At 66.8% G+C, this 24,698-nt stretch carries 24 protein-coding genes and 1 riboswitch; of the genes, 11 read left to right on the top strand and 13 right to left on the bottom strand.

What is annotated here, in order from left to right; genetic code table 11:
• Positions 1-3 precede the first annotated feature (3 nt).
• Together minD and minC are read right to left on the bottom strand one after the other, a co-directional pair.
• Positions 4-822, bottom strand: coding sequence for a septum site-determining protein MinD (gene minD, locus AC1DUN_RS11290; protein ID WP_074578576.1), 819 nt, complete (start codon positions 820-822; stop codon positions 4-6).
• 86 nt (positions 823-908) lie between these two features.
• Complete coding sequence (minC, locus tag AC1DUN_RS11285; protein WP_477714020.1) at positions 909-1,670, bottom strand: septum site-determining protein MinC; 762 nt, start codon at positions 1,668-1,670, stop codon at positions 909-911.
• Between the two features lie 243 nt (positions 1,671-1,913).
• On the opposite strand from minC, the gene AC1DUN_RS11280 reads away from it, so the two are divergent.
• The 3 genes from AC1DUN_RS11280 to AC1DUN_RS11270 all read left to right on the top strand — a co-directional run bounded on the left by AC1DUN_RS11280 (position 1,914) and on the right by AC1DUN_RS11270 (position 4,588).
• Positions 1,914-3,062, top strand: coding sequence for a metallophosphoesterase (locus AC1DUN_RS11280; protein ID WP_477714019.1), 1,149 nt, complete (start codon positions 1,914-1,916; stop codon positions 3,060-3,062).
• A gap of 677 nt (positions 3,063-3,739) precedes the next feature.
• A complete protein-coding gene (locus AC1DUN_RS11275) occupies positions 3,740-4,171 on the top strand; it encodes a PPC domain-containing DNA-binding protein (protein WP_477714018.1) in 432 nt (143 codons plus the stop codon).
• 99 nt (positions 4,172-4,270) lie between these two features.
• Positions 4,271-4,588, top strand: a complete 318-nt coding sequence (locus AC1DUN_RS11270; protein WP_477714017.1) for a hypothetical protein — start codon at positions 4,271-4,273, stop codon at positions 4,586-4,588.
• 13 nt (positions 4,589-4,601) lie between these two features.
• On the opposite strand, the gene AC1DUN_RS11265 is transcribed toward AC1DUN_RS11270, so the two are convergent.
• From AC1DUN_RS11265 to AC1DUN_RS11250, 4 genes are all read right to left on the bottom strand, one after another.
• Complete coding sequence (locus AC1DUN_RS11265; protein WP_477714016.1) at positions 4,602-5,522, bottom strand: TIGR03915 family putative DNA repair protein; 921 nt, start codon at positions 5,520-5,522, stop codon at positions 4,602-4,604.
• A 247-nt stretch (positions 5,523-5,769) separates the two neighbouring features.
• The gene (locus tag AC1DUN_RS11260) at positions 5,770-6,771 is read right to left on the bottom strand and encodes a lysylphosphatidylglycerol synthase domain-containing protein (RefSeq protein WP_477714015.1); all 1,002 of its coding nucleotides are present in this window, start codon (positions 6,769-6,771) and stop codon (positions 5,770-5,772) included.
• A 7-nt stretch (positions 6,772-6,778) separates the two neighbouring features.
• Entirely contained in the window at positions 6,779-8,077 is a 1,299-nt protein-coding gene (clsB, locus tag AC1DUN_RS11255) for a cardiolipin synthase ClsB (protein ID WP_477714014.1), read from the bottom strand.
• A gap of 2 nt (positions 8,078-8,079) precedes the next feature.
• The gene (locus AC1DUN_RS11250; RefSeq protein ID WP_477664263.1) at positions 8,080-8,883 is read right to left on the bottom strand and encodes an endonuclease/exonuclease/phosphatase family protein; all 804 of its coding nucleotides are present in this window, start codon (positions 8,881-8,883) and stop codon (positions 8,080-8,082) included.
• Positions 8,884-9,301: 418 nt separating this feature from the next.
• On the opposite strand from AC1DUN_RS11250, the gene AC1DUN_RS11245 reads away from it, so the two are divergent.
• On the top strand, positions 9,302-9,625 hold the full coding sequence (locus AC1DUN_RS11245) for a hypothetical protein (RefSeq protein ID WP_477714013.1): 324 nt from the start codon (positions 9,302-9,304) through the stop codon (positions 9,623-9,625).
• Between the two features lie 102 nt (positions 9,626-9,727).
• The gene (locus AC1DUN_RS11240; protein WP_477714012.1) at positions 9,728-10,234 is read left to right on the top strand and encodes a hypothetical protein; all 507 of its coding nucleotides are present in this window, start codon (positions 9,728-9,730) and stop codon (positions 10,232-10,234) included.
• 159 nt (positions 10,235-10,393) lie between these two features.
• Here AC1DUN_RS11240 and AC1DUN_RS11235 read toward each other — a convergent pair whose 3' ends face one another.
• From AC1DUN_RS11235 to AC1DUN_RS11210, 6 genes are all read right to left on the bottom strand, one after another.
• Positions 10,394-10,936 carry a Spy/CpxP family protein refolding chaperone gene (locus tag AC1DUN_RS11235; protein ID WP_477714011.1) on the bottom strand — a complete coding sequence of 181 codons (543 nt, stop codon included), beginning with the start codon at positions 10,934-10,936 and terminating at the stop codon, positions 10,394-10,396.
• A gap of 261 nt (positions 10,937-11,197) precedes the next feature.
• Positions 11,198-12,505: a four-carbon acid sugar kinase family protein gene (locus tag AC1DUN_RS11230; protein WP_477714010.1), complete on the bottom strand. Its 1,308-nt coding sequence runs from the start codon at positions 12,503-12,505 to the stop codon at positions 11,198-11,200.
• Between the two features lie 3 nt (positions 12,506-12,508).
• Positions 12,509-13,774 carry a ribulose-bisphosphate carboxylase large subunit family protein gene (locus AC1DUN_RS11225; protein ID WP_477714009.1) on the bottom strand — a complete coding sequence of 422 codons (1,266 nt, stop codon included), beginning with the start codon at positions 13,772-13,774 and terminating at the stop codon, positions 12,509-12,511.
• An 8-nt stretch (positions 13,775-13,782) separates the two neighbouring features.
• Positions 13,783-14,322, bottom strand: coding sequence for a VOC family protein (locus tag AC1DUN_RS11220; RefSeq protein WP_477662671.1), 540 nt, complete (start codon positions 14,320-14,322; stop codon positions 13,783-13,785).
• A gap of 36 nt (positions 14,323-14,358) precedes the next feature.
• Positions 14,359-16,242 (bottom strand): TRAP transporter large permease, encoded by a 1,884-nt coding sequence (locus tag AC1DUN_RS11215; RefSeq protein WP_477714008.1) that lies wholly within the window; start codon positions 16,240-16,242, stop codon positions 14,359-14,361.
• A gap of 170 nt (positions 16,243-16,412) precedes the next feature.
• A complete protein-coding gene (locus AC1DUN_RS11210) occupies positions 16,413-17,432 on the bottom strand; it encodes a TRAP transporter substrate-binding protein (protein WP_477714007.1) in 1,020 nt (339 codons plus the stop codon).
• 114 nt (positions 17,433-17,546) lie between these two features.
• On the opposite strand from AC1DUN_RS11210, the gene AC1DUN_RS11205 reads away from it, so the two are divergent.
• The 6 genes from AC1DUN_RS11205 to thiE all read left to right on the top strand — a co-directional run bounded on the left by AC1DUN_RS11205 (position 17,547) and on the right by thiE (position 23,523).
• Complete coding sequence (locus AC1DUN_RS11205; RefSeq protein WP_477714006.1) at positions 17,547-18,611, top strand: LacI family DNA-binding transcriptional regulator; 1,065 nt, start codon at positions 17,547-17,549, stop codon at positions 18,609-18,611.
• A gap of 41 nt (positions 18,612-18,652) precedes the next feature.
• A riboswitch (TPP riboswitch) is annotated at positions 18,653-18,773 on the top strand.
• Positions 18,774-18,854: 81 nt separating this feature from the next.
• A complete protein-coding gene (gene thiC, locus AC1DUN_RS11200; protein WP_477714005.1) occupies positions 18,855-20,774 on the top strand; it encodes a phosphomethylpyrimidine synthase ThiC in 1,920 nt (639 codons plus the stop codon).
• 1 nt (position 20,775) lies between these two features.
• Positions 20,776-21,828 (top strand): glycine oxidase ThiO, encoded by a 1,053-nt coding sequence (thiO, locus tag AC1DUN_RS11195; protein ID WP_477714004.1) that lies wholly within the window; start codon positions 20,776-20,778, stop codon positions 21,826-21,828.
• Positions 21,829-21,839: 11 nt separating this feature from the next.
• Positions 21,840-22,049 carry a sulfur carrier protein ThiS gene (thiS, locus tag AC1DUN_RS11190; protein ID WP_477714003.1) on the top strand — a complete coding sequence of 70 codons (210 nt, stop codon included), beginning with the start codon at positions 21,840-21,842 and terminating at the stop codon, positions 22,047-22,049.
• Entirely contained in the window at positions 22,050-22,874 is an 825-nt protein-coding gene (locus tag AC1DUN_RS11185) for a thiazole synthase (RefSeq protein ID WP_477714002.1), read from the top strand.
• Positions 22,875-22,881: 7 nt separating this feature from the next.
• On the top strand, positions 22,882-23,523 hold the full coding sequence (gene thiE / locus AC1DUN_RS11180; protein WP_477714001.1) for a thiamine phosphate synthase: 642 nt from the start codon (positions 22,882-22,884) through the stop codon (positions 23,521-23,523).
• Here thiE and AC1DUN_RS11175 read toward each other — a convergent pair.
• A complete protein-coding gene (locus AC1DUN_RS11175) occupies positions 23,520-24,626 on the bottom strand; it encodes an alkene reductase (protein WP_477662662.1) in 1,107 nt (368 codons plus the stop codon). The two genes, thiE and AC1DUN_RS11175, sit on opposite strands and share 4 nt — an antisense overlap.
• Between the last annotated feature and the right edge of the window lie 72 nt (positions 24,627-24,698).

Here is a 24,698-nt window from a genome sequence, read left to right as displayed (position 1 = left end):
GCTTTATTTGCCTCCGAACCAGCGCTTGAAGATCCCCGGCTTTTGCGCATCGATAAACCGCATCGGCTTGTCCTTGTCGCCCAGGAAGCGGTCGACCACGTCCTTGTAGGCTTCGGAGACGTCGCTGCCGTTCATGTGCACCGCCGGCACGCCCTGGTTGGAGGCCTGCAGCACGGACTCGGACTCGGGGATCACGCCTATGAGCTTGATGCGCAGGATGTCCTGGATGTCTTCGAGAGAGAGCATCTGGCCCTGGTCGACGCGGCCGGGGTTGTAGCGGGTGATCAGGAGATGTTCCTTGATCGGGTCGCCGCCGGCAATCGCGCGCTGGGTCTTGCTCGAGAGCATGCCCAGGATGCGGTCGGAGTCGCGCACCGATGACACCTCGGGATTGGTCACCACCAGGGCCTCGTCGGCAAAATGCATGGCCATCAGGGCGCCGGTCTCTATGCCGGCGGGGGAGTCGCAGACGATGTACTCAAAGTCCATTTCGCCGAGGTCCTTGAGCACCTTCTCGACGCCGCTTTTGGTCAGCGCATCCTTGTCGCGGGTCTGCGAAGCGGCCAGCACAAACAGGTTGTGGCACTGCTTGTCCTTGATCAGGGCCTGGTTCAGCGTGGCCTCGCCCTGGATGACGTTGATGAGGTCGTAGACCACGCGGCGTTCACAGCCCATGATGAGGTCCAGGTTGCGCAGGCCCACGTCGAAGTCGATGACTGCGGTTTTATGGCCGCGCAGCGCCAGGCCGGTGGCAAAGCTGGCGCTGGTGGTGGTTTTGCCCACGCCGCCCTTGCCGGAGGTGACCACAATGATTTTTGCCATGCTTGAATTTCCTTGGAGAACGGGAGAGGTGTTTTGGGTGGAGGCAGGGTGTGCAGTGGAAGCAGGGGGAAGCAAAGTGGCCGTGTTCATGCTGACATCACATTCATCACGAGTTTGTCGCCCTCGTCGCCCGGAACGAGCCGCACCTGTGTGGGCTTGCCGGCCATGCCGGGCGGCAGGGGGTGTTCGCTGGTGCGGTAGACGCCGGCGATCGACAGCAGCTCGGCCTCCAGCGCCAGCGAGAAGATGCGCGCCTCGGTGTTGCCGCGCGCGCCGGCCATGGCCTTGCCGCGCAGCGGCGCATAGACATGGATGTGGCCGTCGGCAATCACTTCGGCGCCGGCATTGACCATGGCCAGCACCACCAGGTCGCGGCCGCGCGCATAAACCTGCTGGCCGGAGCGCAAGGGCTTGTCGACGACCAGGGCACCCAGCGGTGCGGCGGGCGCCGATGCAACAGGGGCAACAGGTGTTGGCGCGGGCGGCGCTGCTACCGTAGGCCGGGCCGCCACCAGGTGCGCATCGGGTACGGGCAGCAGGCCGGCCTGCAGCGCCGCGGCCATTTGCGCGGGGCTGCCGCCCTTGGCCGTGAGGGGCACCAGCTGGTAGCTGCCCAGCAGGCTGATCAGCGCCGGAAAGTCGATATCGCCCGCCGCCGGCGGCAAGGGCGAGAGATCGACCATCAGCGCGTCTTGGTCGAAGAAGTCGGGAATGTCGCCAAAGCGCGCTTCCAGTTCGCGTGCCAGCGCGACGAGGTCGGTCGACTTGAGCAGCAAGGCCACCAGGGGCAGGTTGGCGCTCTTGATTTCAAAGGTGGCGGGAGTGGTGGCCTGGAGGGCGACGGTCATAGGCGCATGGGCGGAAGAGGCCGGTGTGTGCGGCAAATGAAAAGATGGCCGAGGGTAGCCCGTGAAGTGCGCGATTGAGCCGCACGCTTTGTCGCAGTTGTGAGCGGGTGAAACGCCTTGAAGCCGCGTGCACGGCCTTGGTGCGCTGCCGCCGTCCATCACCGTCCATCACCGGAAAGCGCTTTGGCATTGAATGCATGCGGCCCGCACCCATATGCAGTGCTCATTACCGGAACCCTGTTCATGAACTTCCTGCCGCTGGCGCTTGTAACCGCGCTGCTCCATGTTTACATTGGCGCACGCCTTGTTCCCGGGCTGCAGGCCCATCTCCTTGTCCAGTGGCTGCTCATCATCGGCCTGGCGCTGTCGGCGCTGCTGATGCCGCTGGGCCTGATGGCCGGGCGTGTGGCCAAACAGCCGCTTGCCGATGTGCTGACCTGGGTGGGGCTGCTGTTCATGGGCCTGTTCTCGTCCCTGTTTGTGCTGACGCTGGCGCGCGACGCCGGTTTGCTGCTGCTGTGGCTGGCCGACCTGCTGGTGCCCGGCCAGTTGCCGCTGGCCTGGCTGCGCATCGCCTCGGCCGAGGCCGTGCCGCTGCTGGGCCTGCTGGTGACCTTGCTGGGTTTTCTGAATGCGCGGCGCACCGCGGCTGTGGTCAGGGTGGACGTGCCCATCAAAGGCCTGCCTCCCGCGCTGCAGGGATTTACGGTGGCGCAGCTCAGCGACATCCACGTGGGGCCGACCATCAAGCAGCAATACCTGCGCCGCATCGTCGACAAGGTCAACGCACTGGACGCCGACGTGGTGGCCATCACCGGCGACCTGGTGGACGGCAAGGTCGGCGAGCTGGCGGCCCACACCGCGCCGCTGGCGGACTTGAAGTCGCGCCACGGCACCTTTTTTGTGACCGGCAACCACGAGTACTACTCGGGCGCCCACGCCTGGGTGGACGAGCTGCGCCGCCTGGGCCTGACGGTGCTGATGAACGAACACGTGGTGATCCGCCAGCCGGGCCAGAACGGCAAGCCGCTGGTGCTGGCCGGTGTGACGGACTACAGCGCCGGCCACTTCGACCCGGCCCACCGCAGCGACCCCGAAGCGGCCTTGTCAGGCGCGCCGCTGGACGCCGTGCGCGTGCTGCTGGCCCACCAGCCGCGCAGCGCTGCAGCGGCGGCCAAAGCGGGTTTTGATTTACAGCTGTCGGGCCATACGCACGGCGGGCAGTTCTATCCGTGGAATTTGTTTGTGCGGTTTCAGCAGCCGTTCACGGCGGGTTTGCACAAGCTGCAGAACCTCTGGGTTTATACGAGTCGCGGGACGGGATATTGGGGGCCGCCCAAGCGGTTTGGGGCACCGTCCGAGATTACTTTTTTGAAATTGGTTTCTGCATAGTTTTCACCGGGTCTTGCTCCGGCGGGCGCGCTCTTCGGTTCTCTTATTTCCTCAGTTCTCTTGCTGAGTGTGGTTGGCCGGGGGTTGCCCGGCGGCAACTCACTTTTCTTTTGCTTCGCCAAAAGAAAAGTAAGCAAAAGAAAAGGCGACCCTGGTGTCTGCGTCCCTTCGCTTCGCTACGGGCAACCTGCGGTGCTCGGTCCAGCCGGGGTCTGGCTAAACTCGCTTCGCTCAGACAACGCCAGCCCTGATCCGTCTGGCCCTCCGCTCCTCGGCGCATACACAAGGGGTGGGGAAGGAATACCAATACCTGAAGAAACAAGGACTCGCCGTGGCGAGTCCTTGTTTGTCTTGGTTTGTTCTTTGGTATTTGTCTTCTGTTCCCGCTCCCGATTGCCCCGTCCTGGCTGGGCCGAGGAGCGCAGACGTAGGCGGATCAGGGATCGCGCTTGTCTGAGCCGAAGGCGAGTTTGCGCGAGACCCCGCCGTAGTCGAGCACCGCAGGTTGCCCGTAGCGCAGCGGAGGGACCCAGACTGCGGGTCGCCTTTTCTTTGCTTACGTTCTTTTGGCGAAGCAAAAGAAAGTAAGTCGCCCGCCGGGGCGAGTCCCGGCCAGCAGGAGTAAGAGGAGAACCCTCCTCTTGAATAACCCCAGTCGCCTCGTTACCCTAACGCCCATGCCCCAAAGCCATATCCAAACTCACGTCCTGCGGCTGCAACCTGGAGAAGACCTCCGCACCACCCTGACCAAAGCCTTCGCCCAGCTGCAGGTGGAGCAGAGCACGACCGCGGCCTGCATCATCTCGGCCGTGGGCAGCCTGTCCCAAGCCGTCCTGCGCTATGCAGCCGAACCCGAGGGCACGGTGCTGGTGGAGCCGCTGGAGCTGATCACCTTGTCGGGCACGCTGAGCGCCGGCGGCGTGCATCTGCATGCCAGTGTGGCGACGGCGCGCGGCGAGATGCGCGGCGGCCATGTGATGCCGGGCTGTGTGGTGCGGACCACGGCGGAGATTGTGCTGGCACCTTTGCCGGGCTGGGTGTTCACGCGTGAGCATGATGCGCAAACCGGTTTCAAGGAGCTGGTGGCAAAGCCTGTAGGCCGGGCCTGACTGTGCGGCCGGCATTCCGGCCATGATCTTGAACTTTGATCGGCGTACAGTAAAAGGCAACAAGCCCCGCAACGTCAATGCGGCTTGAAGGAGTCATTCATGGCCATGCGAAAAACCCACCCCATCCCCCTGGCGCTCGGCGCTGTGCTGGCCTTGCTGGCCGGGCCCATGGCGCAGGCGCAAACCACATCGCCAACACCTGCCGTGGAGCCGGGCGCTGTGCAAAAGCCCGCCGTGCCTTTGAAGAACCCGCTGAACCGCAACCCGGCGCGCCGCGCGCTGCCGCCGGACAACTCCATCCCACCGCCGGACCCGCGCGATTCGACTTCCCGGCCCACGCTGCCGCCTGTCAGCAGCGACGGGCGCGACGCGGTGTTGCCGCCTGAGCCGCCGGCATCGGACGCGCGCAGGCCCTAGGGATTTTTGCCGCTTAGAGCGACAGCGACTGGCTGCCGGCCCGGCTGGCGCCGGGTGCCCGGGGCGCATGGGCTTTGCGGCCTGCCGGGCCGCGGGCCTTGCGGTAGCGCCGCGGCGATGCCTGTTTTTGCAGCAGGCGCCGCCTGGCGAGGCGCGCGGGGTGGAAGACCTGCTCGTAGTACGCCAGCCACTGCTGTTCGCCGGCATCCAGGGCCGGCGCGTCTTGCGGGTCGGCGGCTGGGCCGAAGCGCAGCGCGGCCAGGCCCTCGCCGGGCGATTTTGCGTCTGCCGCAAAGTCCTGCGGGCCCAGGTAGTCGGACTCGACGCTGCCCCCGGGGGTGAGGATGGCCCAGCGCATCAGGGAAAAGCGTTTGGCGAAGGTGGGCGCCACGGCTTCGACAATATGGTGTTCAGGCTCATACCAGGCGACATGCAGCGGCCCGGCCAGGGGCCTGGCCCTGAAGCTGTCGTCCTGCACCGAGCGAAAGCGCAGCTGGGCTTTCATCTTGCGGATGTCTTCGCGCACCTCGTCGGCCATCTGGCGGGCCTGGTCCATGTCGGCGTCCTGCGGTGTGTGGCGCAGTTCGGGTTCATGCACCAGGCGCCACAGCAGCCGGTAGAGCAGGTGAAAGCGCTGCGGGTTGCGGTGCAGCACGGCGGCCTGGCACAGCGCGAGGAATTCGGGCGGCACGCTGACGGCGGGCGCGTCGCTGAAGGCCGGGCTGTGCGCGCTGCCGGCGGCCTGCGGGGCCTGGGCCGTTTGCGGGGGCGCAGCGCCGCATTGCCAGCAGACCTGCGCGGGCAGGATGTTTTGCGCCAGCAGGCCGCGCGCGGCACGGCGAAAGCCCTCGAAGTCCGTCTGGCCGCGTAGCGCGACGGGCAGCGCGGCCTGGGGAAAGAGGTCGGTCGTCAGCAGGTCATTCATCACGCCCATGCGATACATCCTTTCTGCTTCACGGTCTGACTTCATGGTGCCGCCGCGGGTTCAGGCGCGTTTGTAGGCAAAGAAGCCGACTTCCCGGGTGCGGGCGGCGCATCGCCGGGAAAGAGAAAACCAAAAACACTGTATCAATATACAGTAGTTTGGGTTTATGGACACAAAGCCTGGGCCCAAAACCCTGGCGGCATGTGGCTTTGGCGCCTAAACGGCGCTGAAAACCCCTGGCTGGGGCCCGTGCGGCTCAGCGTGTGGCGGGGTGGGCGTTTCGCGGGGGCTGGGCCGTCCTGGCCGCGCGGGCCAGTTTTCTGGCATGGGCTTCCATCACCGCATAGACCGCCGTGGCAATGCCCAGCGGCACCACGTAATAGATAAGCCGGTAGGCCACCAGGGCGGCGAGCAGCTCGGCCTGCGGCATCAGGTGCGAGAGCAGGGCGACAAACACCGCTTCCAGCACCCCCAGGCCGGCCGGGATGTGGGTGATGACGCCGGCCACCGCCGCGAGCAGCAGCACACTGGCGACGGCGGAAAACTCGATGCGGTGCTGCAGCAGGATGTACAGGATGCCCGACATGATGAGCCAGTTGCCGGCGCCCATCAGCAGCTGCAGCACGGCCAGCCGCGGCGAGGGCAGTTCGATGGTGTGGCCGCGCAGCTCGAAGTGGCGCTGCCGCGTGAAGGCGCAAACACCCAGGTAGGCCGCGGCCGCCGCGAGCAGCGCCAGGCCGGCCAGGCGCAGGTGGCCGGCGGTGACGGGCCAGTCCGCCGGCAAGGTGGGCGGGTGCAGGCTGAACACCAGGCCGGCCAGCAGCACATAACCCATCCAGTTGGCCAGCATGCTGATGGACATGACGCGGGTGATGGCGCCGGGCTTGAGGCCCAGGCGCGAGTACAGGCGAAAGCGAAAGGCCACGCCGCCCACCAGCGAACCGAGGTTGAGGTTGAAGGCGTAGCTGGTGAAAGTCACCAGCATCACGGTGGAGGCCCTGAGCTTGTGGTGCGTGTAGCGCCGGCCCAGCAGGTCAAAGCAGCTGTACAGCGTGAAGCTGGCCGCGGCCAGGGCCACGGCGCCCCAGGCGGCGCTGAGCGGGTAGTCCGCCAGTGAGCTGAGCACCTCGCCCCATTCAATGCTGCGCGCCTGCGACACCAGCAGGCCGGCCACCAGTGCAAAAAACAGGGCGGTGGTGCCGCGCCTGAGCCAGGGCCACCAGGGGCGTGCGCGCAGGGGGCTGTGGCTTGAAGCCATCAGGCGCTCACACGGGTTTGGCCTGGCCCACCGGCTCGGGGTCACTGCCAGTGGGGCCGATGGCGCCGGCCTTGGCGGCAAGGCCCTGGCCGGCGGGCGTGATGCGCGGCGTGTGCGCCGGCAGCCAGCCGGCCCAGGCCGGGTAGCGGCGCAGCAGGTGGAACACAAAATAGCTGCGCACGGTGCGCCACCAGCTGGGTTCCACGAGCTGGTCATGGGTCACCTGTTTGCAGCTGTGCCGGATCAGCGCCTCCAGCCGCGCGCCCAGCTCGCTGTTGAAGGCCGGGTCGCGTATGACGACGTTGGCTTCCAGGTTCAGCGAGAGGCTGAGCGGGTCCAGGTTGCTGGAGCCCACGGTGGCCCAGTCGTCGTCGATGACGGCCACCTTGCCGTGCAGCGGCCGCTCGCAGTATTCGTAGATGCGCACGCCGGCGTCCAGCAGGTGGTGGTAAAGCATGCTGGCGGCGGTCTTGACGATGGCCATGTCGGGCTCGCCCTGCAGGATCAGGCGCACGTCCACGCCGCGGCGCGCGGCGTGGCGCATTTCCCTGAGCAGCCGGTAGCCGGGGAAGAAGTAGGCGTTGGCGATGACCACGCGCTTGCGCGCCGTGCGCAGGGCCGCGCGGTAGTGGCGCTCGATGTCGTTGGTGTGCTTGCGGTTGTCGCGCGTGACAAAAAGCGCGGAGGCCTCGCCCACCGGCGCGGGAATGCTGTCGCCGCGCCAGGCGCCGGCCAGCGAACGCGCGCGGTCGGAAAAGCGCTCGCGCAGGCCGGGCGGCTCGGCGCCGGCATTGCGCTGGCCGGCGGCCAGGGCGCGAAGCACAAAGCTGTGGATGTCGGCGACCAGCGGGCCTTCGATTTCAACGGCGTAGTCCTGCTTGGCCTGGGGCCCGAAGTCGGCCAGGTGGTCGGCCGAGTAGTTGATGCCGCCCACAAAGGCGCGCTCGCCGTCGACCACCACGATCTTGCGGTGCATGCGGCGAAACAGGTTGGTGCGCCAGCCCCAGAGCCTGGGGCCCGGGTCGAACACATGCACGCGCACGCCGGCGCGCGTGAGGGTGGAGATGAATTCGGGCGACAGGTCGGGCGAGCCGTAGCCGTCTATGGTCACGTCGACCTGCACGCCGCGCCGCGCGGCCTGGTGCAGGGCCGCGTGCAGTTCTTCGCCGACCTTGTCCTCAAACAGGATGAAGGTTTCCAGCACGACTTCGCGTTTGGCGGCGGCGATGCATTCGAACACGCGCGGAAAAAACTCCTCGCCGTTCTCAAGCAGGTGGAACTGGTTGCCGCTCACCCACCTGCTCATGCTCAGAGCTCTATTTCTGCCGCCAAGGGCGCGTGGTCGGACAGATGCGACCAGGGCCGCAGCGGCAGCACCACGGGCGCATGGCCTATGGCGTTGCGCACATAGATGCGGTCCAGGCGCAGCAGGGGCAGGCGCGCGGGGAAGGTGCGCGCCGCGTGGCCGTTGGCCTGCACAAAAACCTCGTGCAGCTCGGCGCCTTTTTCAAGCCGCGCATGGGCGCGGTGGCGCCAATCGTTGAAGTCGCCGGCCACCACCACGGGGGCGTGCGGCGGGATGTCCTTGCGCACCAGCTCGCACAGCATGTCCATCTGCTGCTCGCGGTGCGTTTCCATGAGGCCCAGGTGCACGCAGATGGCGTGCACGTTGACGCTGCGGCCGGGGATCTGCAGCTCGCAATGCAGCAGGCCGCGGCGCTCGGGGCCGCTGATGGAGACGTCGCGGTTTTCAAAACGCACGATGGGAAATTTCGACAGCACCGCGTTGCCGTGGTGGCCGTTGGTGTAGACGGCGTTGCGGCCGTAGGCGAACTGCGGCCAGATGGTGTCGGCCAGGAATTCGTAGTGCGGCGTGTCGGGGTAGTTGTCGAACTTGTCGGCGTGCTTGACGTGGTTGCCCGTCACTTCCTGCAGGAACACCACGTCCGCGCCCACGCTGCGCACCGCCTCGCGCAGCTCGGGCAGGATGAACTTGCGGTTGAAGAAGGTAAAGCCCTTGTGGATGTTGACCGTGAGCACCTTGAAGGAAAACGAGGACTCGGGGCTCACGGCCGCCAGCGCGGTCTGGGTGTCGGCCTCGACGGCGGCCATGTCGACGCGTGTGCCGGCTTTGGGTGGGGCGACGGGCACGGCGACGGAGAGCGCGTCGGGCGCGCGGCGGCGGGAGGAGTCGGACGGAAGATTTTGCATAAGACAGTCGGGGAAACGCGCAGGAGTGCGGCAGGCAGGAGGGCGGTCACCCGGACAGCCATTGTGGCCCCGCGCGTCTTTTCCCAGGTGTAGGACAGAAACTTATTTGTACACGAGCCTGGCTGACCCTTTCGCGTGAACAGGTTCACGGAAATGGGCGCAACCACACGCCGCGGGCGCAGTGTCCTACATGGCGCGGCGGGCCTCTCCGGCAAGTCCGCCGCGGCCCGGCCCCTAAATTGAAACCAGCCCCGTACACATCAGGGCCTGTTTATCCAACGCGCCTTATCCAATGGGGCCAACCGAAGAGGAAATCACCATGACGAAAATTTCAATGAAGTCCATTCCCGCAGCGGCTGCAATTGTTTCCGCCTTGTTGCTGGGCGCGCAAGTCCATGCGCAGACCGACACCACGACCCCGCCCGGAAGCACCAAGGCACAGGACCAGGTCGCGGCGGCGCCTGCGGGCGGTACGCCCACGACGCCTGAAGCACGCACGGCCGCCAAGGCTGACCGCGCGGTCGCCAGGGCCGAAAAACGCGAAAAACGCGCGGCCAAACGTGCCCGGAACTCCGCCGCGCGTGATGCGGCCGCGACCTCGACCGGCGGCGCGCAAGGTCCCACGAAGGGCGACAACCATTAAGACCGCCGATCCGTTTTGGGGCGACGTGATCCACGGCCCCAGGCGGCCCTGCCGGGTGGGTTGCCATGTTGAGCAAGCCCACCGTTTTTGAAGGAGACTGAAATGTCCAAGTTCTTGATTCGTTCGATTCCCGGCGCCGTGGCGCTGACCCTGGCGGCCGCGCTGGCCGCCCCCGGCGCTTTTGCGCAAAGCCTGGGTGTCGGCGTGGGTGTGGGCGCCGGCGCGGGCCTGAGCGGCAACCGGACCAGCAGCAATGCCGGCGCCGGCCTGGGTGTGAACCTGGGTGTCAATGCCGGCCAGAACGCCAATATTGATGCTTCCACCCGCGCGAATGCGGGCGGCGGTGGCGACAGCGGCACCGGCGCAACTGCCGGCCGTGTGGGCGCTGCTAGCAGCGTCGGCGCGGGCGCCAATGTCTCGGGCGCGGTGGACGACAGCGCACGCGCCACAGGCCGGGCCGTGGCCCGCACGGGCAGCGCCGTGAAGAGCGGCGCCAAGCGCACCTACAACGGTGTGAGCAACGGCATGGGCAATGCCGCGGGCAGCCTCCAGGGCGGCGTGCAGGGCAGTGTCCAGGGTGGCGCGGCCGTCAGCGGCGGCGCTCACTAAAAGCAGAAGTCCGGGCCGGCCGTTCGCGGCCGGTGCCATTGATCTTGCAAGGCCGGGCGCGGGCATGTCCCGCGGCCCGGCTTTTTGCTGCCTGTTCATGACCAGGCGCACAAAAAAGCCCGCACCGGTTTGCGGTGCGGGCTTGGCGAAGGCGTTGGCTTAACCTTTTTGCGGGGCGGGGCCGCCGTGCTCGCGGTGGCCGCCGCGCGGGCCGTGCTTTTTGTGCTCGGCATCAAAGGTTTTTTGCTGCTCGGGGCTCAGCACGGCGTAAAAGGCCTTGGTGGCTTCGCCGCGCTTGTCCATGGCGGCGTTCATCTCGGCCACGTGCTGGGTACGCATCTCCTTCATCTTGTCGATGCGCTGGGGCGTGGTCAGCTTGTCGAACTCGGCGCGCTGCTCGGCCGTGGGGCGGGGGCCGCGTGCGGGCGGCTGCATGGCGGCGGTGTAGCTGGTCCATGCGCCTTCCTGGGCCGGGGTGAGCTTGAGCTTGGCCTTGAGTTCGGCCTGGTGCTTGGCGATCATGGCCTGCATCTTGGCGGGGTCATGGCGGCCCATGCGTTCGCCGTGCGCGCCGGCGGGAGGAGGCGATCCGGCAGGTGGTGCGGGAGGCGTTTGCGCCATGGCGCCGGCGCCCACCGTTGCCAGCAAGCCGGCCAGGACAAGGCTGTTGAGGGAAGCGGAGGGCTTGAATGCGAATTTCATGGGGACTTCCTTTCGAAGAGAAGATGCCTGAAATCCGCGGCCGTGACATACGGCTCGGCTTCAGGTTGAAGGCAAGTGTGGCGGCCGTCTGTATACCCGCCGTTGCCGGAGCGATGAGGGTTTGTAAAGTTTCTGGAAAAAAGCTCACCCCTATCGGCATTCACTTCGTGTAGTGCCTTTTCCCCTTGCAGGGGACGGGCGCCTTGCGGCCGGCAAAGCCGGACCGCGGCCCCCTGAAGCTGGGACAGCTCGCTGTTGCCGTCAGGCGGTGCCGTGCAGCAGGGTTTCAAACAGATCGTCGCCGCCCATTTGCCCGCCTTTGAGCATGATCTCCAGGCCGTCAAGCGCGGCCTCGTCGCTGTGCAGGCGGCACAGGGCCACGCCGGGCGCGAGCTGGGCGGCATAGGACAGGCCCCAGGCCTTGAGCGCCTGCACCGCCAGGCTGGAGGTGTCGCCGCCGGCAATGCCCAGGCGGTGCAGGGGCATGGACTGCAGCACGCGCGCGAGCAGGGCGCCGCTGGCCTGGGCCAGCGCGCGGCCGTCTACGGCGCCGGCGGGCGCAAGCCCCGGCGCCGAGGTGCAGGCCAGCACATGGCGGCCCTGGGCCAGCAGCGCCGTGACCTGCCCGGACATCTGCTGTGCGTAGGCCGTGTCGCTGCTGAGGCGGGCGGCGTCAAGCGCGACCTGCTGGTAGGAGCTTGCGCCCTGGACCTGGCGCGCCGTCACGGGCGACAGGCTGCCGGCCAGCACCAGCACCGGGCCTGCCGCCGCGGCGATGTGGGGCGGCGCCGCTTCGGTGCCTGCCTGCCGCCAGTGCGCTGCCAGGGCCTGCACCACGCTGCTGGGCCCCGCGGCGAGCAGGCGCTGCTGTTGCGCCTGTTGCCAGATCAGCCGGCCTACGCTCGCCAGGTGGCCTTCATGGGCGACGTCCAGCAGCACCGCGTCGGGCTTGCGGGCCAGCAGGCCAGCCAGCTGGCGGTCCAGCGCCTGGGCGTCCTGCGCGTAGTCGGGGTAGTCCATGCCGGCGACCTGCGCCAGGCCCTGCGCGGCCAGGTGGCGCCGCAGGTCAGCCTCATGCATGGGCGTGATGGGATGCCGGCTCATGGTCGGGTGGCGATCGAGCCGGTGCATGGACGCGCCGGCGCCGGCGAACAGGTTGCCGAACACGCAGTAGCGCCTGAGGTTGGGCTGGCCGCCGACGATGGGTACAAAGGGATTGCCGGCGTGCGGCCGCAGTATGCGGATGGCAGCGCCTATGCTGCCGACTTCGGGGGCGCTGTCAAAGGTCGAACAGGTCTTGTAGTGCATGACGGGCGCGCCCAGGCGCGCGAACAGGCGGCCCACGGGTTCGAGTTCGGCGCGCATTTCATCGGGGCTCATGGCGCGTGCAGCGCCGGCAATGCCCAGGCAGTCCAGCGGGCCGGCGCGTTTGAGTTGCGCGTCCGTGGGCAGGCCCAGGAACAGCAGGCTGCGCAGGCCGGCGCGCGCGGCCGTGGCCAGGGTGTCGGTGGCGCCCGTAAAGTCGTCGCCGTAGTAGGCGATCTTCAATGAGCCCTCGTCAGCGGCCATCGTTTATTTGCCGAAGAAAGCCAGCGCCGCCGCGAGTTCCGGCGCGCCGCGCGCGTGGTCGGCCAGCGCCACACCGGCGCGCGCGGCGTCCCAGGCCTGGCGAATGCTGGCCACGCCGGCCGCGGGGCCGCCCGGGTGCGCGAGTATGCCGCCGCCGGACATGAAGAGCAGGTCGTCGCTTTTGACGGCGGCCCAGGTGGCGGGAACGGTGCCGGCCCATTGGCCCGACGAGAAGGCCGGCATGACGCGGTCGTCGAAGGCTTCGGTCAGCGGCGTGTAGCAGTCCTGCGCGGATTCGATCACCTCTTCGTCGGCCTGCGAGAACTTGCCTTGCAGGCCGTGCACATGCATGTGGTCCACGCCGGCCAGGCGCCACAGGGTCTGGTAGGCCTGGAAGGACATGCCCAGCAGCGGGTGCCGCGACAGCGCGCCGTAGCCGTTGCGGTGGCCGTGGATCGCCAGGCCGGTGTGGCGGCGCAAGGTCTGCATGCCCGAATGGCCGCACCAGTTGAGGCTGGCCATCACGCAGGAGCCGCCTTCGCGCGCTACCAGGTCGGCGTGGCGTTTCATCGCGTCGGTTTCGTCGGTGATGTTGAAGGCCACCATGACGTGTTTGCCGCTGCGCTGCTGGTGTTCGCGCACCACGGCCATCACGGCCGGCACGCGTTCGCCCAGCGGCGCATGGAACGGGTTGGCGCAGACCTCGTCGTCCTTGATGAAGTCCACGCCGGCCGCGCACAGGCGCGCCACCAGCTCGGCGGTCTGCGCCGCGCTGAAGCCGACATTGGGTTTGATGATGGTGCCGACCAGCGCGCCGCCGGCAACGCCGGTAGCCTTGCGTGTGCCGGCGATGCCGACACGCGGCATGTCGAAAAGCGCGCGGTAGCCGGCGGGCAGCTTGAGGCTTTCCAGGCGCAAGCCGCTGGCCTCGCCGAGGTCATAAAGGTTGCCCGACACGGTGGCGGCCAGCGTAGGCAGGTTGGTGCCCACATTGGCGACCGGGAAGGAGATGCGCACGCGCGCGCGCCGCCAGGGGCCCGTGTGGCCTTTTCGTTCCAGCAAGGCATTGGGCAGGCTGGGCGCGTTCACGGATTCGAGCTCGTCGATCTGTTCGACCGTGGCGCGCGCGCGCCGGCGCAGCTCGTCGGTCTCGCCTTCGACGCGCGTGAAGGTGCCGCAGGACTGTTCGCCCGCCATGACTTCGGCGACCTGCGCGGGCGCCAGCGGGGTTTCGATCAGGTAGGTGGCCTCGAAGCGGTCGGCTTGCATCGCGGGGCTCAGAGTTTGCTCAGGTCAGGAAAGGGCCGCACCGGCTCGCTGCCGTCCCAGCCTTCGCTCGAGGCGCGTATCAGGTCGAACATCTTGCCCTTGGGGCCGGCGACTTCGGACAGCTCGATCACGGTGCCGGGGTGGTATTCGGTGTCGAAGTAGATGAAGCGGCCTTTTTCGCCGACCTCGCCGCTCATGACGGGTTTGAAGCCTTGCCTGAGCAGGCGCGCCAGGTCGGCGTCGTAGTCGCTGGTCCAGTAGGCGACGTGCTGCAGGCCGGTGCGGCCGGCGCGCAGGAAGTCGCGGTACATGGAAGGCACGTCGTTGCGCGTCTGGATCAGCTCGACCTGCACAAAGCCCGAGTTGGCCAGCGCCACCGAGTTGTGCGGCTCATGCGATTCACCGTTGTAGCGGTAGTTCTTGATGGGCACCTTGGGGTTGTAAAACCAGGGGCCCACGCCCAGGGTTTTGCTCCAGTAGTCCATCGCCGCCTCGATGTCGGGCACGACGTAGCCCAGCTGGCGGATCTCGCCAAAAAACTTGCTCATGTTGTTTTGCTCCAGTGAAAGGGGAGGAAGTGGGGTTCAGGTTTTGAGGAAGCCGGTGGAGAACCAGGGCACGGCCGCCACCAGGGCCAGGCCTGTGAGCAGCGCGCCCATGTAAGCCCAGATGTAGGGAATGCCTTCGTCGGGGTCGACTTTGCTGACCGCGCAGGCGCCGTAGTAGCCGACGCCGAAGGGCGGCGCGAACAGGCCTATGCCCATGGCGAAGATCACGACCATGGCGTAGTGCACGTCGTGCACGCCGACCATGCGGGCGATGGGAAACAGCAGGGGGCCGAACAGCACGATGGCGGGAATGCCCTCGAGCACGCTGCCCAGGATGACGAAGGCGACGATGGACACCGCGAGGAAACCGTAGGCGCCGCCGGGCAGGCTGCCCATGACGCGCGCCAGGTCCTGCGAGAAGCCCGACTGCGTGAGGCCCCAGGCCATGGCGGTGGCGCAGCCGATGATGAACATGATGGCGCCGGTCAGCGAGGCGGTCTCGATCAGCATGGGCATGAGGCGCCGCCACGGGAACTGGCGGTACAGGAAGAGCCCGGCCAGCACCGAGTAGACGATGCCTATGGTCGACACCTCGGTGGCCGTGGCCACGCCCTCGACCACCGCGGCGCGAATCACGAAGGGCAGGATGATGGCGGGCAGGGCGACCAGCAGCAGCTTGCCGATTTCACGCTTGCTGTGGCGCGCGACGCCGCTCAGGTCTTCATGGCGGTAGCGCCACCACACGACGGCGCACAGGGCCGCGCCCAGCACCACGGCCGGCAGCAGGCCGCCGGTGAACAGCGCGGCAATCGACACACCGGTGACCGAGCCTATGGTGATGAGCACGATGGAGGGCGGAATGGTTTCGGTCTGCGCGCCGGTGGCCGACAGCAGGGCCACCAGGTCGCCGGGCTTGGCGCCGCGCTTTTTCATTTCGGGAAACAGCACGGGCGCAATCGCCGCCATGTCGGCGATCTTGGAGCCCGAGATGCCCGAGACCAGGTACATCGCGCCTATCAGCACATAACTGAGGCCGCCGCGCACGTGGCCCAGCAGGCTGGCCAGGAACTGGATCATGGCCTTGGCCATGCCGGTCATCTCGATCAGCGCGCCCAGGAAGATGAAGAGCGGCACCGCCAGCAAGATCATGTGTGACATGCCTTCGTCCATGCGGCCGACCATAACGAGCAGCGGCGTTGACGTGGTGAGTGCCAGGTAGCCGAAGGTGGCGAGCGCAAACGAGAACGCGATGGGCACACCCGACAGCACGGTGCTGGCGACGATGACGACAAAAAAGATGATCAGGTTGAGCTTGCCCAGCGGCTGCAGCAGCGGTTGCGCGAACCAGAAGAGCAAAACAACGGCAGCCGTGCCGGCCAGCGCGATGCCGGTTTGTTTGAAGGTGCTGATGCGCAGCAGCCGCAGCACGGCGACGATGACCATCAGCCCCATGCCCACGGGAATGGCCGAGGCGCGCCAGGCGTTGTTGACTTCCATCGCCGCGGTGACGATGAAGCTTTCTTCATAGGCGTATTCACCGGCCGGGTAGATCACCAGCACCAGGAAGGCGATGGAGGCGGTGATGGCAATCGTGTCGAGCAGCGCGCGGGTGTGCGGGCTGACGTTGTTGACGAGTGCCGTCATGCGCATGTGCTCGCCGCGGCGCAGCGCGACGACCGCGCCCAGCATGGACAGCCAAAGGAACATGATGGAGGCGAGCTCGTCCGACCAGACCAGCGGCGCATGGAAGACGTAGCGCGAGACCACGCCGGCAAACAGCACGAAGATCTCGGCCAGCACCAGCGCGGCGGCGATGGCTTCCACCACGGCGCCCAGGCCGCGGTCCGCCGTGTGCGCAAGGCGGCTCAGCGGATTGGCGGGTGGGGCGTCGGCTGGCGCTTGGGGAGAGGCGTGGGACATGGTGGTTCTGGAATCTGTGAGAGATGGAAAACCCTGAGGAGGGACGCGGTGAAGGCGCGGAAGAAACCGTAGCGAGCAGGCCTAGCCCGGCAGGAGGACCGGAGCCGTACTCCAGTACGGTGAGGACCGGAGTGCCGGGATCGGTCTGCGCAGTAGGTTTATTTCCGCCTTCAGGCGAGTTTGCCGACTGACTGTTCCAAAAGACCCCAGGCCTCGGCCCCAAAACGCTCTTTCCACTCACCATAAAAACCGGCCTCGCGCAGCTTGGCGCGGAAGCTGTCCGAGGTGGGGCGGTTGATGCTCAGGCCCTTGGACTGCAAATCGGTCACCACGGTTTCGTTGAGCTTCTTGATGTCCTCGCGCTGCTGCAGGCCGGCCTCGTTGATGGCGCGCGCCACGATGGTCTTGAGGTCTGCGGGCAGTTTTTCCCAGGCGCGGCCGTTGGCGATGAACCAGTAGCCGTCCCAGATGTGGTTGGTCAGCGAGCAGAACTTCTGCACTTCGTACAGCTTGGCAACCTGGATGATGGGCAGCGGGTTTTCCTGCGCGTCGACGATTTTGGTCTGCAGCGAGGAATACACCTCGCTGAACTGCAGGCTGGCGGGCGCGGCGCCCAGGCCTTTGAACATGGAGATGGACAGCGGGCTGACCGGCACGCGAATCTTCAGGCCGTCCATGTCTTTGGCCGTGTTGACCGGCGCCTTGCTGCTGGTGGTCTGGCGGAAACCGTTGTCCCACATCTTTTCAAAGGCATAGAGGCGCGATTTGCTGATGGCTTCGCGCACGTGGGCGCCCAGCTTGCCGTCCATGGCGCCCCAGACCTGGTTGTAATCGCTGAAGGCAAAACCCACGGCATTGATGGCGGCCACCGGGACCAGCGTGGCGATGACCAGCGCCGAGGGCGTGAAGAACTCGATGCCGCCCGAGCGCACCTGGGCCAGCATGTCGGTGTCGCCGCCCAGCTGGTTGTTCGGGAAGATCTTGATCTCGACGCGGCCGTTGGTTTCTTTCAGGATGCGGTCGGCGGCCTGCTGGGCGCGTATGTTGAGCGGGTGGGTGACGGGCAGGTTGTTGCCGTACTTGTAGGAGAACTCGGCGGCGCGTGCCATGGAGGGCAGGGCGGCGGCGATGCCGGCGGCGGGAACGGCGGACAGGGTACGCAGCACGCTGCGGCGGGTGACTTCGGTCATGGTTTGTCTCCAGTTTTGTTTTGATGCGTTTTGATGCATCATCGGGCGAAAGCAGCGCAACGATAGGTTCATGGTGTTGAAGCGTCAAACGAGAAAAATGATGGAATTTGATGTATGAGGGTTATCCCTGATGGGTTGCAGGTACCGCAGCAGCGGGCACGCGTGGTGGACATTGCGCGGGCCGCCGGCGTTTCCACCGCCACTGTAGACCGGGTGCTGAACCAGCGCCCCGGCGTGCGCGGGGCCACTGCGCAAAAAGTGCTCAAGGCCGCGGCCGAGATGGACTACCTGCCGGAGACGGGGCTGTATGCCGCGCTGGCGGCGCCGCCCATGCGCCTGACCTTTTTGCTGCCCGACGGCAGCAACCGCTTTATCCGCATGCTGGGCGACACGGTGGGTTATTCGCAGGAACACCTGACGCCGTTCAACGTGAAGTGCCGCACCGAGCTGTTTGAAAGCTTTAACCCGCAGCAGCTGGCCGCCAGCCTCTTGCAGCAGGGCAAGCGCAGCGAGGGCATTGCCTTTATGGCGCTGGAACACCCGGCGGTGCGCGAGGCCGTCAGTGAACTGGCCGAAAAAGGCGTGCCCACGATCACGCTGATCTCGGACCTCTCGGGCTCGCAGCGCGCCGGTTATGTAGGCCTGGACAACCGCGCGGCCGGGCGTACGGCGGGCTACCTGCTGGGCCGCTTTATCGCGCCCGGCGCGCGCGGCGGCAAGGTGGCGCTGATCGCTGGGTCGCTGAGCTACCGCGCGCATGAGGAGCGCGAAGCCGGCTTCCTGCATGTGATCGAGGAGATGTTTCCGACACTGCAGGTGGTGGGCCTGCGCGAGGGGCACGACGATGCGCAGAAAAATTACGAGCAGACGCGCACGCTGCTGGAGCAATACCCGGACCTGGCCGGCATCTACAACATAGGCGGCGCCTCCGACGGCGTGGCGCGGGCGTTGAAAGAAATGGGGCGTGAGCACAAGGTGGTCTTCATAGGCCACGGCCTCACGCCGGACACGCGCGCGATGCTGATAGACGGCAGCATGGACGCGGTGATCACGCAAAGCCCGCAGTCGGCCATGATGAGCTGCGTGCGCATGTTCACCAATTTGCGCGATGGGCGGGATGTGATGAGCGGGGTGGATGCCGTACGCAGCCAGGTCATCTTCCGCGAAAACCTGCCGTAAGCACCGTCGTTGCCAGGATGGGCGGGCGTGCATACAATGCATGCAGCTTGTCGGGGTGCCAAAGATTTTCCGTAAGGAGTGTCGAGGCTGAGATCGCAGTATGCGAGACCCGCTGAACCTGATCGGGGTCATCCCCGCGTAGGGAACAACGCAATTGGCTCCGGTATTCCGTAGCGGCACCCCCAGAGGCCGCGCAAGGACCCTCCGGCTCCCCAGCAGGCACCCCACCTCCTGGAGAACCACATGGCCAAAACCCGACTCACCGTTGACACCCAAGACCTCACGGGGCGCATCACGCGCGCGCCCTTTCCCGGCTCGGCGAAGATTTATATCGAGGGCTCGCGCCCCGACATCCGCGTGCCGTTTCGCGAGGTCACGCTGACCGACACCCTGGTGCACGAGGGCGCCGGCGAGCCGCGCCGCGAAGCCAACCCGCCCCTGCGCCTGTACGACGCCTCGGGCATTTACACCGACCCGGCTGCGCCCATCGACATCACGCGCGGCCTGCCGCCGCTGCGCGGCGCCTGGATCAACGAGCGCCAGGACACCGAGGCCCTGGCCGGCATCAGCAGCGCCTACGGCCGCCAGCGCCTGAACGACCCGGCCCTGGCCGCGCTGCGCATGGCGCATGCGCCCGTGCCGCGGCGCGCCAAGGCGGGCGCCAATGTGTCGCAAATGCATTACGCGCGCAAAGGCATCATCACGCCGGAGATGGAATACATCGCGGTGCGCGAGAACCTGGTGCGCGCGCAGCTGGCCGAGCGCCTGAAGACCGAGCGCCTGCCCAAGGCCGGCCATTCCTTCAACGCCTCGATACCCAAAGAAATCACCGCCGAATTTGTGCGCGATGAAGTGGCGCGCGGCCGCGCCGTCATCCCCAACAACATCAACCACCCCGAGAGCGAGCCGATGATCATCGGCCGCAACTTCCTGATCAAGGTCAACGCCAACATCGGCAACTCGGCGGTCACCTCGAGCATCGAGGAAGAAGTCGACAAGCTGGTCTGGTCGATCCGCTGGGGCGCCGACACGGTGATGGACCTCTCGACCGGCGAGAACATCCATGAAACCCGCGAATGGATTTTGCGCAACTCGCCGGTGCCCATCGGCACGGTGCCGATTTACCAGGCGCTCGAAAAAGTCAACGGCAAGGCCGAGGACCTGACCTGGGAAATCTTCCGCGACACGCTGATCGAGCAGGCCGAGCAGGGCGTGGACTACTTCACCATCCATGCCGGCGTGCGCCTGGCCTATGTGCCGCTCACGGCCAACCGCCTGACGGGCATCGTCTCGCGCGGCGGCTCCATCATGGCCAAGTGGTGCCTGTCGCACCACAAGGAAAGCTTTTTGTACGAGCGCTTTGACGAGATCTGCGAGATCATGAAGGCCTACGACGTGTGCTTCTCGCTGGGCGATGGCCTGCGGCCCGGCTCGATTGCCGACGCCAACGACGAAGCGCAGTTTGCCGAGCTGCACACCCTGGGCGAGCTCACGCAGATCGCCTGGAAGCACGACGTGCAGGTGATGATCGAAGGCCCCGGCCACGTGCCGCTGCAGCTCGTGAAGGAAAACGTCGACAAGCAGCTCGAAGCCTGCTTCGAGGCGCCGTTCTACACGCTGGGCCCGCTGATCACCGACATCTCGCCCGGTTACGACCATATCTCTTCGGCCATGGGCGCGGCCAACATCGGCTGGTACGGCACGGCCATGCTGTGCTACGTGACGCCCAAGGAGCACCTGGGCCTGCCGAACCGCGACGACGTGAAGCAGGGCCTGATCGCCTACAAGATCGCCGCGCATGCGGGCGACCTGGCCAAGGGCTACCCGGGCGCGCAGATGTGGGACAACGCGGTGTCGAAAGCGCGCTTCGAGTTCCGCTGGGAAGACCAGTTCCGCCTGGCCATCGACCCCGACACGGCCATGGCCTACCACGATGAAACCCTGCCGAAAGAGAACGCCAAGGTCGCGCATTTCTGCTCCATGTGCGGGCCGAAGTTCTGCTCGATGAAGATTTCGCAGGAAGTGCGTGAATTCGCGCGGCTGAATCCGGCCACGACGACGCTGGCACCGGCCGCCGGTACGATTCCCATCAAGCAGATCGCGACGGGCTTTGAGGAAAAGGCCAAGGAGTTCCGCGAAGGCGGCAGCGAGATTTATTCTTGAAATGAATAGTTTGCACATCGGCATTGCAGGCGCGGGCCTGGCGGGCCGCACGCTGGCCTGGCGCCTGCTGCGTGCCGGCTGCCGCGTGAGCCTGTTCGATGCGCGGGCGCGCGGCGACCTGGCCACGGCGTCCATGACGGCGGCGGCCATGCTCTCGCCGCTGGCCGAGCTTGCGGTGTCCGATGAGGCCGTGTTTGCGCTGGGCCAGCGCTCCATGCAGCTGTGGCCGCAGTGGATCAGCGAGCTGGCCGATCGGGGCCTGCCGGTGTATTTCCGGCGCGAGGGCACGCTGGTCGTCGCGCATGCGCCCGACCAGAGTTCGCTGGCGCATTTCACCGGCCTGCTGCTGCACAAGCTGCCCGAAGCCGCGCGCGCCCAGGTGCATACGCTGGACGCGGCCGCACTGGCCCAGGCCGAGCCGGCGCTGGCCGGGCGCTTCGGCAAGGGGCTGATGCTGGACGGCGAGGGCCAGCTGGCCAACGACCAGTGGATGGCCGCGCTGGCGACCGAGATAGACCGGCTGGGCGGCAGCTGGCTTGAAGGCCGGGCGGTCGATGTGGTGGAAGACGGCCATATTGAATGCGGCGGGCAAAGCTACGATGTGGATGTGGCGGTCGATGCCCGCGGCGTGGGCGCGAAGGGCAGCTGGCCGCAGCTGCGCGGCGTGCGCGGCGAAGTGCTGACAGTCGAATGTGATGGTGTGACTTTGCAGCGCCCGGTGCGCCTGATGCACCCGCGCTACCAGCTGTATGTGGCGCCGCGCCCCAACCACCAGTTTGTGGTCGGCGCGACCGAGCTGGAGTCGGAAGACACCGGGCCGGTGACTTTGCGCTCCACGCTGGAGCTGGGCAGCGCGCTGCACAGCCTGCACCCGGCTTTTGGCGAGGCGCGGGTGCTGCGCCTGGCAGCGGCCTTGCGCCCGGCGCTGGACGACCACCGGCCCACGCTGCAGCAACGCGAGGGCGTGTGGCATATCAACGGCCTTTACCGCCACGGCTACCTGTGTGCGCCGGCGCTGGTCGAAGACCTGGTTCATCAACTGTTGGGGCAGTGAAAATGGATGGCATGACAAGACTCAACATTTCGCTGAATGGCGAAGCCATTGAAACCGATGCGCCTACCTTGCAGGCCTTGCTGCTGGCGCGGGGCTACCAGCTGCAAGGCGCGTTTGCCTGCGCGATCAACAACAGCTTTGTGCCACGGCCTCAGTGGCCTGAGCGCGTCTTGAATAACGGCGACCGGATAGACATCGTCACCCCAATAACCGGAGGCTGAATGGACACCACCACCGCTTCTTCATCCCCTATCGCCCACGGCAGCTCCTGGACCGTGGCCGGCGTCACGCTGTCCAGCCGCTTTTTCCTGGGCACCTCGCATTACCCTTCTCCGCAGGTGCTGGCCGACGCGGTGCGCGCCAGCGGCACCGAGGTGCTGACGGTGGGCCTGCGCCGGCTGCAGCCCGAGAGCGGCGGCGGCAACAGCTTCTGGCAGCGCGTGCAGGCCATGGGCTGCCGCATCCTGCCCAACACGGCGGGCTGCCACAGCGCCGAAGAGGCCGTCACGCTGGCGCAGATGGCACGCGAGATTTTCGGCACACCCTGGATCAAGCTGGAGGTCATAGGCGACGACTACACGCTGCAGCCCGATACAGTGGCTACGCTGGAAGCCGCGACCACGCTGGTGAAAGAGGGTTTTTCCGTGTTCGCCTACACCACCGACGACCTGGTGATGGCGCAGCGCCTGCATGCGGCCGGCTGCGCGGCGGTGATGCCCTGGGCCGCGCCGATTGGCACGGGCCGCGGGCCGCTCAACCCCTACTCATTGGAAACCATGCGCCGGCGTTTGCCCGATGCGGTGCTGGTGGTCGATGCCGGCCTGGGCCGGCCCTCGCATGCCGCGCAGGTGATGGAGCTGGGCTTTGACGCCGTGCTGCTGAACACCGCAGTGGCGCAAGCCGGCGACCCGGTGCGCATGGCGCGCGCTTTTGCCGATGGTGTGGCGGCAGGCCGCGCCGCATATGAATCCACACCGATGCCCGAACGCGCGGCGGCGCAGGCCTCGACGCCCACCGTCGGTGTTCCCTTCTGGCATTCCCCTTGAGGCCCCCATGAATTCCTTTAAGCCCCTCACCGGCCCCATTGGTTTTTACCCCGTCGTTCCCGACGCCGCCTGGGTGCGGCGCCTGCTGGGCTGGGGCGTGCGCACGGTCCAGCTGCGCATCAAGGCGGCGGACCACGACGCGGACGAGATCGCCTGGGAAGTGCGCACAGCGGTGGCGGCGGGGCGCGAGGTACCGGGCGCGCAGGTCTTTATCAACGACCACTGGGCGCTGGCGTTGGAGGCCGGCGCTTACGGCGTGCACCTGGGCCAGGAAGACCTGGACACGGCCGACATTGCGGCCCTGCGCAAAGCCGGTGTGCGCCTGGGCCTGAGCACGCATACGCCGGCTGAGCTTGCGCGGGCCAAGGCGGTGCAACCCTCTTACCTTGCGATAGGCCCGATCTACCCGACCACGCTCAAGGTCATGCCTTATGAGCCCGTGGGCCTGGAGCGCCTGAAGTCATGGGCGCAGGACGCCGCGCCTTATCCGGTGGTGGCCATAGGCGGCATTTCGCTGGCGCTGATGCCGGGCGTGCTGGCCTGCGGTGTGGACGGCGTGGCGGTGGTCAGCGCGGTGACGCTGGCGGCCGACCCGCAAGAGGCCGCGCGCCAGGGCCTGGCCCTGGCGGCGCAGGCCCGCGGCACTTAAGCCGACAGCGCCGGGTAGTCGGTGTAGCCTTTTTCGCCGCCGCCGTAAAAGGTGTTTTTGTCGGGCGTGTTGAGCGGCGCCCTGGCGCGCAGGCGTTCCACCAGGTCGGGGTTGGCGATATAGGGCTTGCCGAAAGCCACCAGGTCGGCGCCGTCGGCCACGGCTTTTTCAGCCAGGTCCTGGTCGTAGCCGTTGTTGACCATCCAGGCGCCCTTGCCGCCGGCCTTGCGGTAGGCAGCCTTGAGCGCCGGGTAGTCAAAGGGCCGGTCGTCGATTTCACGCGGCCCGCCGGTGGCGCCTTCGATGACATGGACATAGGCCAGGTTCAGGCTGGCGAGCTGCTTGACCACGTATTCAAACAAGGCCTGGGGCTTGCTGTCGTGCACGTCGTTGGCGGGGGTGACGGGCGACAGGCGTATGCCGGTGCGGCCGCCACCGACGGCGTCGGTCACGGCGCGCGTGACTTCCAGCAGCAGGCGGGCGCGGTTTTCGATGCTGCCGCCGTAGTCGTCGCGGCGGTGGTTGCTGCCGTCTTTGAGGAACTGGTCCAGCAGGTAGCCGTTGGCGCCGTGGATTTCCACGCCGTCAAAGCCGGCGGTCTCGACCGCGTTGCGCGCCGCCGCCGCGAAGGTGTGCACGATGCCGGGGATTTCGCCGAGGTCGAGCGCGCGCGGCTCCGAGGTTTCGACAAAAGTCGGCACGCCGTCCTCGATCAGCACGGTCTTGGTCTTGGCGGTGATGGCCGAGGGCGCGACCGGCTTGCCGCCATTGGGTTGCAGCTTGTTGTGCGAGACGCGGCCCACGTGCCACAGCTGCACGACGATCTTGCCGCCTTTTTCATGCACCGCGTGGGTGACTTTTTTCCAGCTGTCGAGCTGCTCGCTGCCGTAGAGGCCCGGCACGTCGGCATAGCCCTGGCCCTGGTGGCTGATGGCCGTGGCTTCGGTGATCAGCAGGCCGGCGCTGGCGCGCTGCGCGTAATAGGTCCGGGCGATGGCCGGCGGCACGGCATTGGGCGAGCGGTTGCGCGTGAGCGGCGCCATGACGATGCGGTTGGCAAGGACGAGGTCACCGGCTTTGTTGGAGTCGAATAAGGTGGGCATGGCTTGGGTCCTGAGGGGCTGAATGAAAACAGGGCCAGTTTGGCCCTGTTTCGATTGGCTTGCCCAACACGG

Source organism: Polaromonas sp. P4_F6 (assembly GCF_056401275.1).
The sequence above is the reverse complement of the archived record's forward strand: the minus strand, read 5'-3'. Positions and strand labels throughout refer to the sequence as shown.

Excerpts from the sequence above, each read along its gene's own strand:
- minD (WP_074578576.1), bottom strand. The coding sequence starts at position 822 with ATGGCAAAAATCATTGTGGTCACCTCCGGCAAGGGCGGCGTGGGCAAA.
- minC (WP_477714020.1), bottom strand. The coding sequence starts at position 1,670 with ATGACCGTCGCCCTCCAGGCCACCACTCCCGCCACCTTTGAAATCAAG.
- AC1DUN_RS11280 (WP_477714019.1), top strand. The coding sequence starts at position 1,914 with ATGAACTTCCTGCCGCTGGCGCTTGTAACCGCGCTGCTCCATGTTTAC.
- AC1DUN_RS11275 (WP_477714018.1), top strand. The coding sequence starts at position 3,740 with ATGCCCCAAAGCCATATCCAAACTCACGTCCTGCGGCTGCAACCTGGA.
- AC1DUN_RS11270 (WP_477714017.1), top strand. The coding sequence starts at position 4,271 with ATGGCCATGCGAAAAACCCACCCCATCCCCCTGGCGCTCGGCGCTGTG.
- AC1DUN_RS11265 (WP_477714016.1), bottom strand. The coding sequence starts at position 5,522 with ATGGGCGTGATGAATGACCTGCTGACGACCGACCTCTTTCCCCAGGCC.
- AC1DUN_RS11260 (WP_477714015.1), bottom strand. The coding sequence starts at position 6,771 with ATGGCTTCAAGCCACAGCCCCCTGCGCGCACGCCCCTGGTGGCCCTGG.
- clsB (WP_477714014.1), bottom strand. The coding sequence starts at position 8,077 with ATGAGCAGGTGGGTGAGCGGCAACCAGTTCCACCTGCTTGAGAACGGC.
- AC1DUN_RS11250 (WP_477664263.1), bottom strand. The coding sequence starts at position 8,883 with ATGGCCGCCGTCGAGGCCGACACCCAGACCGCGCTGGCGGCCGTGAGC.
- AC1DUN_RS11245 (WP_477714013.1), top strand. The coding sequence starts at position 9,302 with ATGACGAAAATTTCAATGAAGTCCATTCCCGCAGCGGCTGCAATTGTT.
- AC1DUN_RS11240 (WP_477714012.1), top strand. The coding sequence starts at position 9,728 with ATGTCCAAGTTCTTGATTCGTTCGATTCCCGGCGCCGTGGCGCTGACC.
- AC1DUN_RS11235 (WP_477714011.1), bottom strand. The coding sequence starts at position 10,936 with ATGAAATTCGCATTCAAGCCCTCCGCTTCCCTCAACAGCCTTGTCCTG.
- AC1DUN_RS11230 (WP_477714010.1), bottom strand. The coding sequence starts at position 12,505 with ATGGCCGCTGACGAGGGCTCATTGAAGATCGCCTACTACGGCGACGAC.
- AC1DUN_RS11225 (WP_477714009.1), bottom strand. The coding sequence starts at position 13,774 with ATGCAAGCCGACCGCTTCGAGGCCACCTACCTGATCGAAACCCCGCTG.
- AC1DUN_RS11220 (WP_477662671.1), bottom strand. The coding sequence starts at position 14,322 with ATGAGCAAGTTTTTTGGCGAGATCCGCCAGCTGGGCTACGTCGTGCCC.
- AC1DUN_RS11215 (WP_477714008.1), bottom strand. The coding sequence starts at position 16,242 with ATGTCCCACGCCTCTCCCCAAGCGCCAGCCGACGCCCCACCCGCCAAT.
- AC1DUN_RS11210 (WP_477714007.1), bottom strand. The coding sequence starts at position 17,432 with ATGACCGAAGTCACCCGCCGCAGCGTGCTGCGTACCCTGTCCGCCGTT.
- AC1DUN_RS11205 (WP_477714006.1), top strand. The coding sequence starts at position 17,547 with ATGAGGGTTATCCCTGATGGGTTGCAGGTACCGCAGCAGCGGGCACGC.
- thiC (WP_477714005.1), top strand. The coding sequence starts at position 18,855 with ATGGCCAAAACCCGACTCACCGTTGACACCCAAGACCTCACGGGGCGC.
- thiO (WP_477714004.1), top strand. The coding sequence starts at position 20,776 with ATGAATAGTTTGCACATCGGCATTGCAGGCGCGGGCCTGGCGGGCCGC.
- thiS (WP_477714003.1), top strand. The coding sequence starts at position 21,840 with ATGACAAGACTCAACATTTCGCTGAATGGCGAAGCCATTGAAACCGAT.
- AC1DUN_RS11185 (WP_477714002.1), top strand. The coding sequence starts at position 22,050 with ATGGACACCACCACCGCTTCTTCATCCCCTATCGCCCACGGCAGCTCC.
- thiE (WP_477714001.1), top strand. The coding sequence starts at position 22,882 with ATGAATTCCTTTAAGCCCCTCACCGGCCCCATTGGTTTTTACCCCGTC.
- AC1DUN_RS11175 (WP_477662662.1), bottom strand. The coding sequence starts at position 24,626 with ATGCCCACCTTATTCGACTCCAACAAAGCCGGTGACCTCGTCCTTGCC.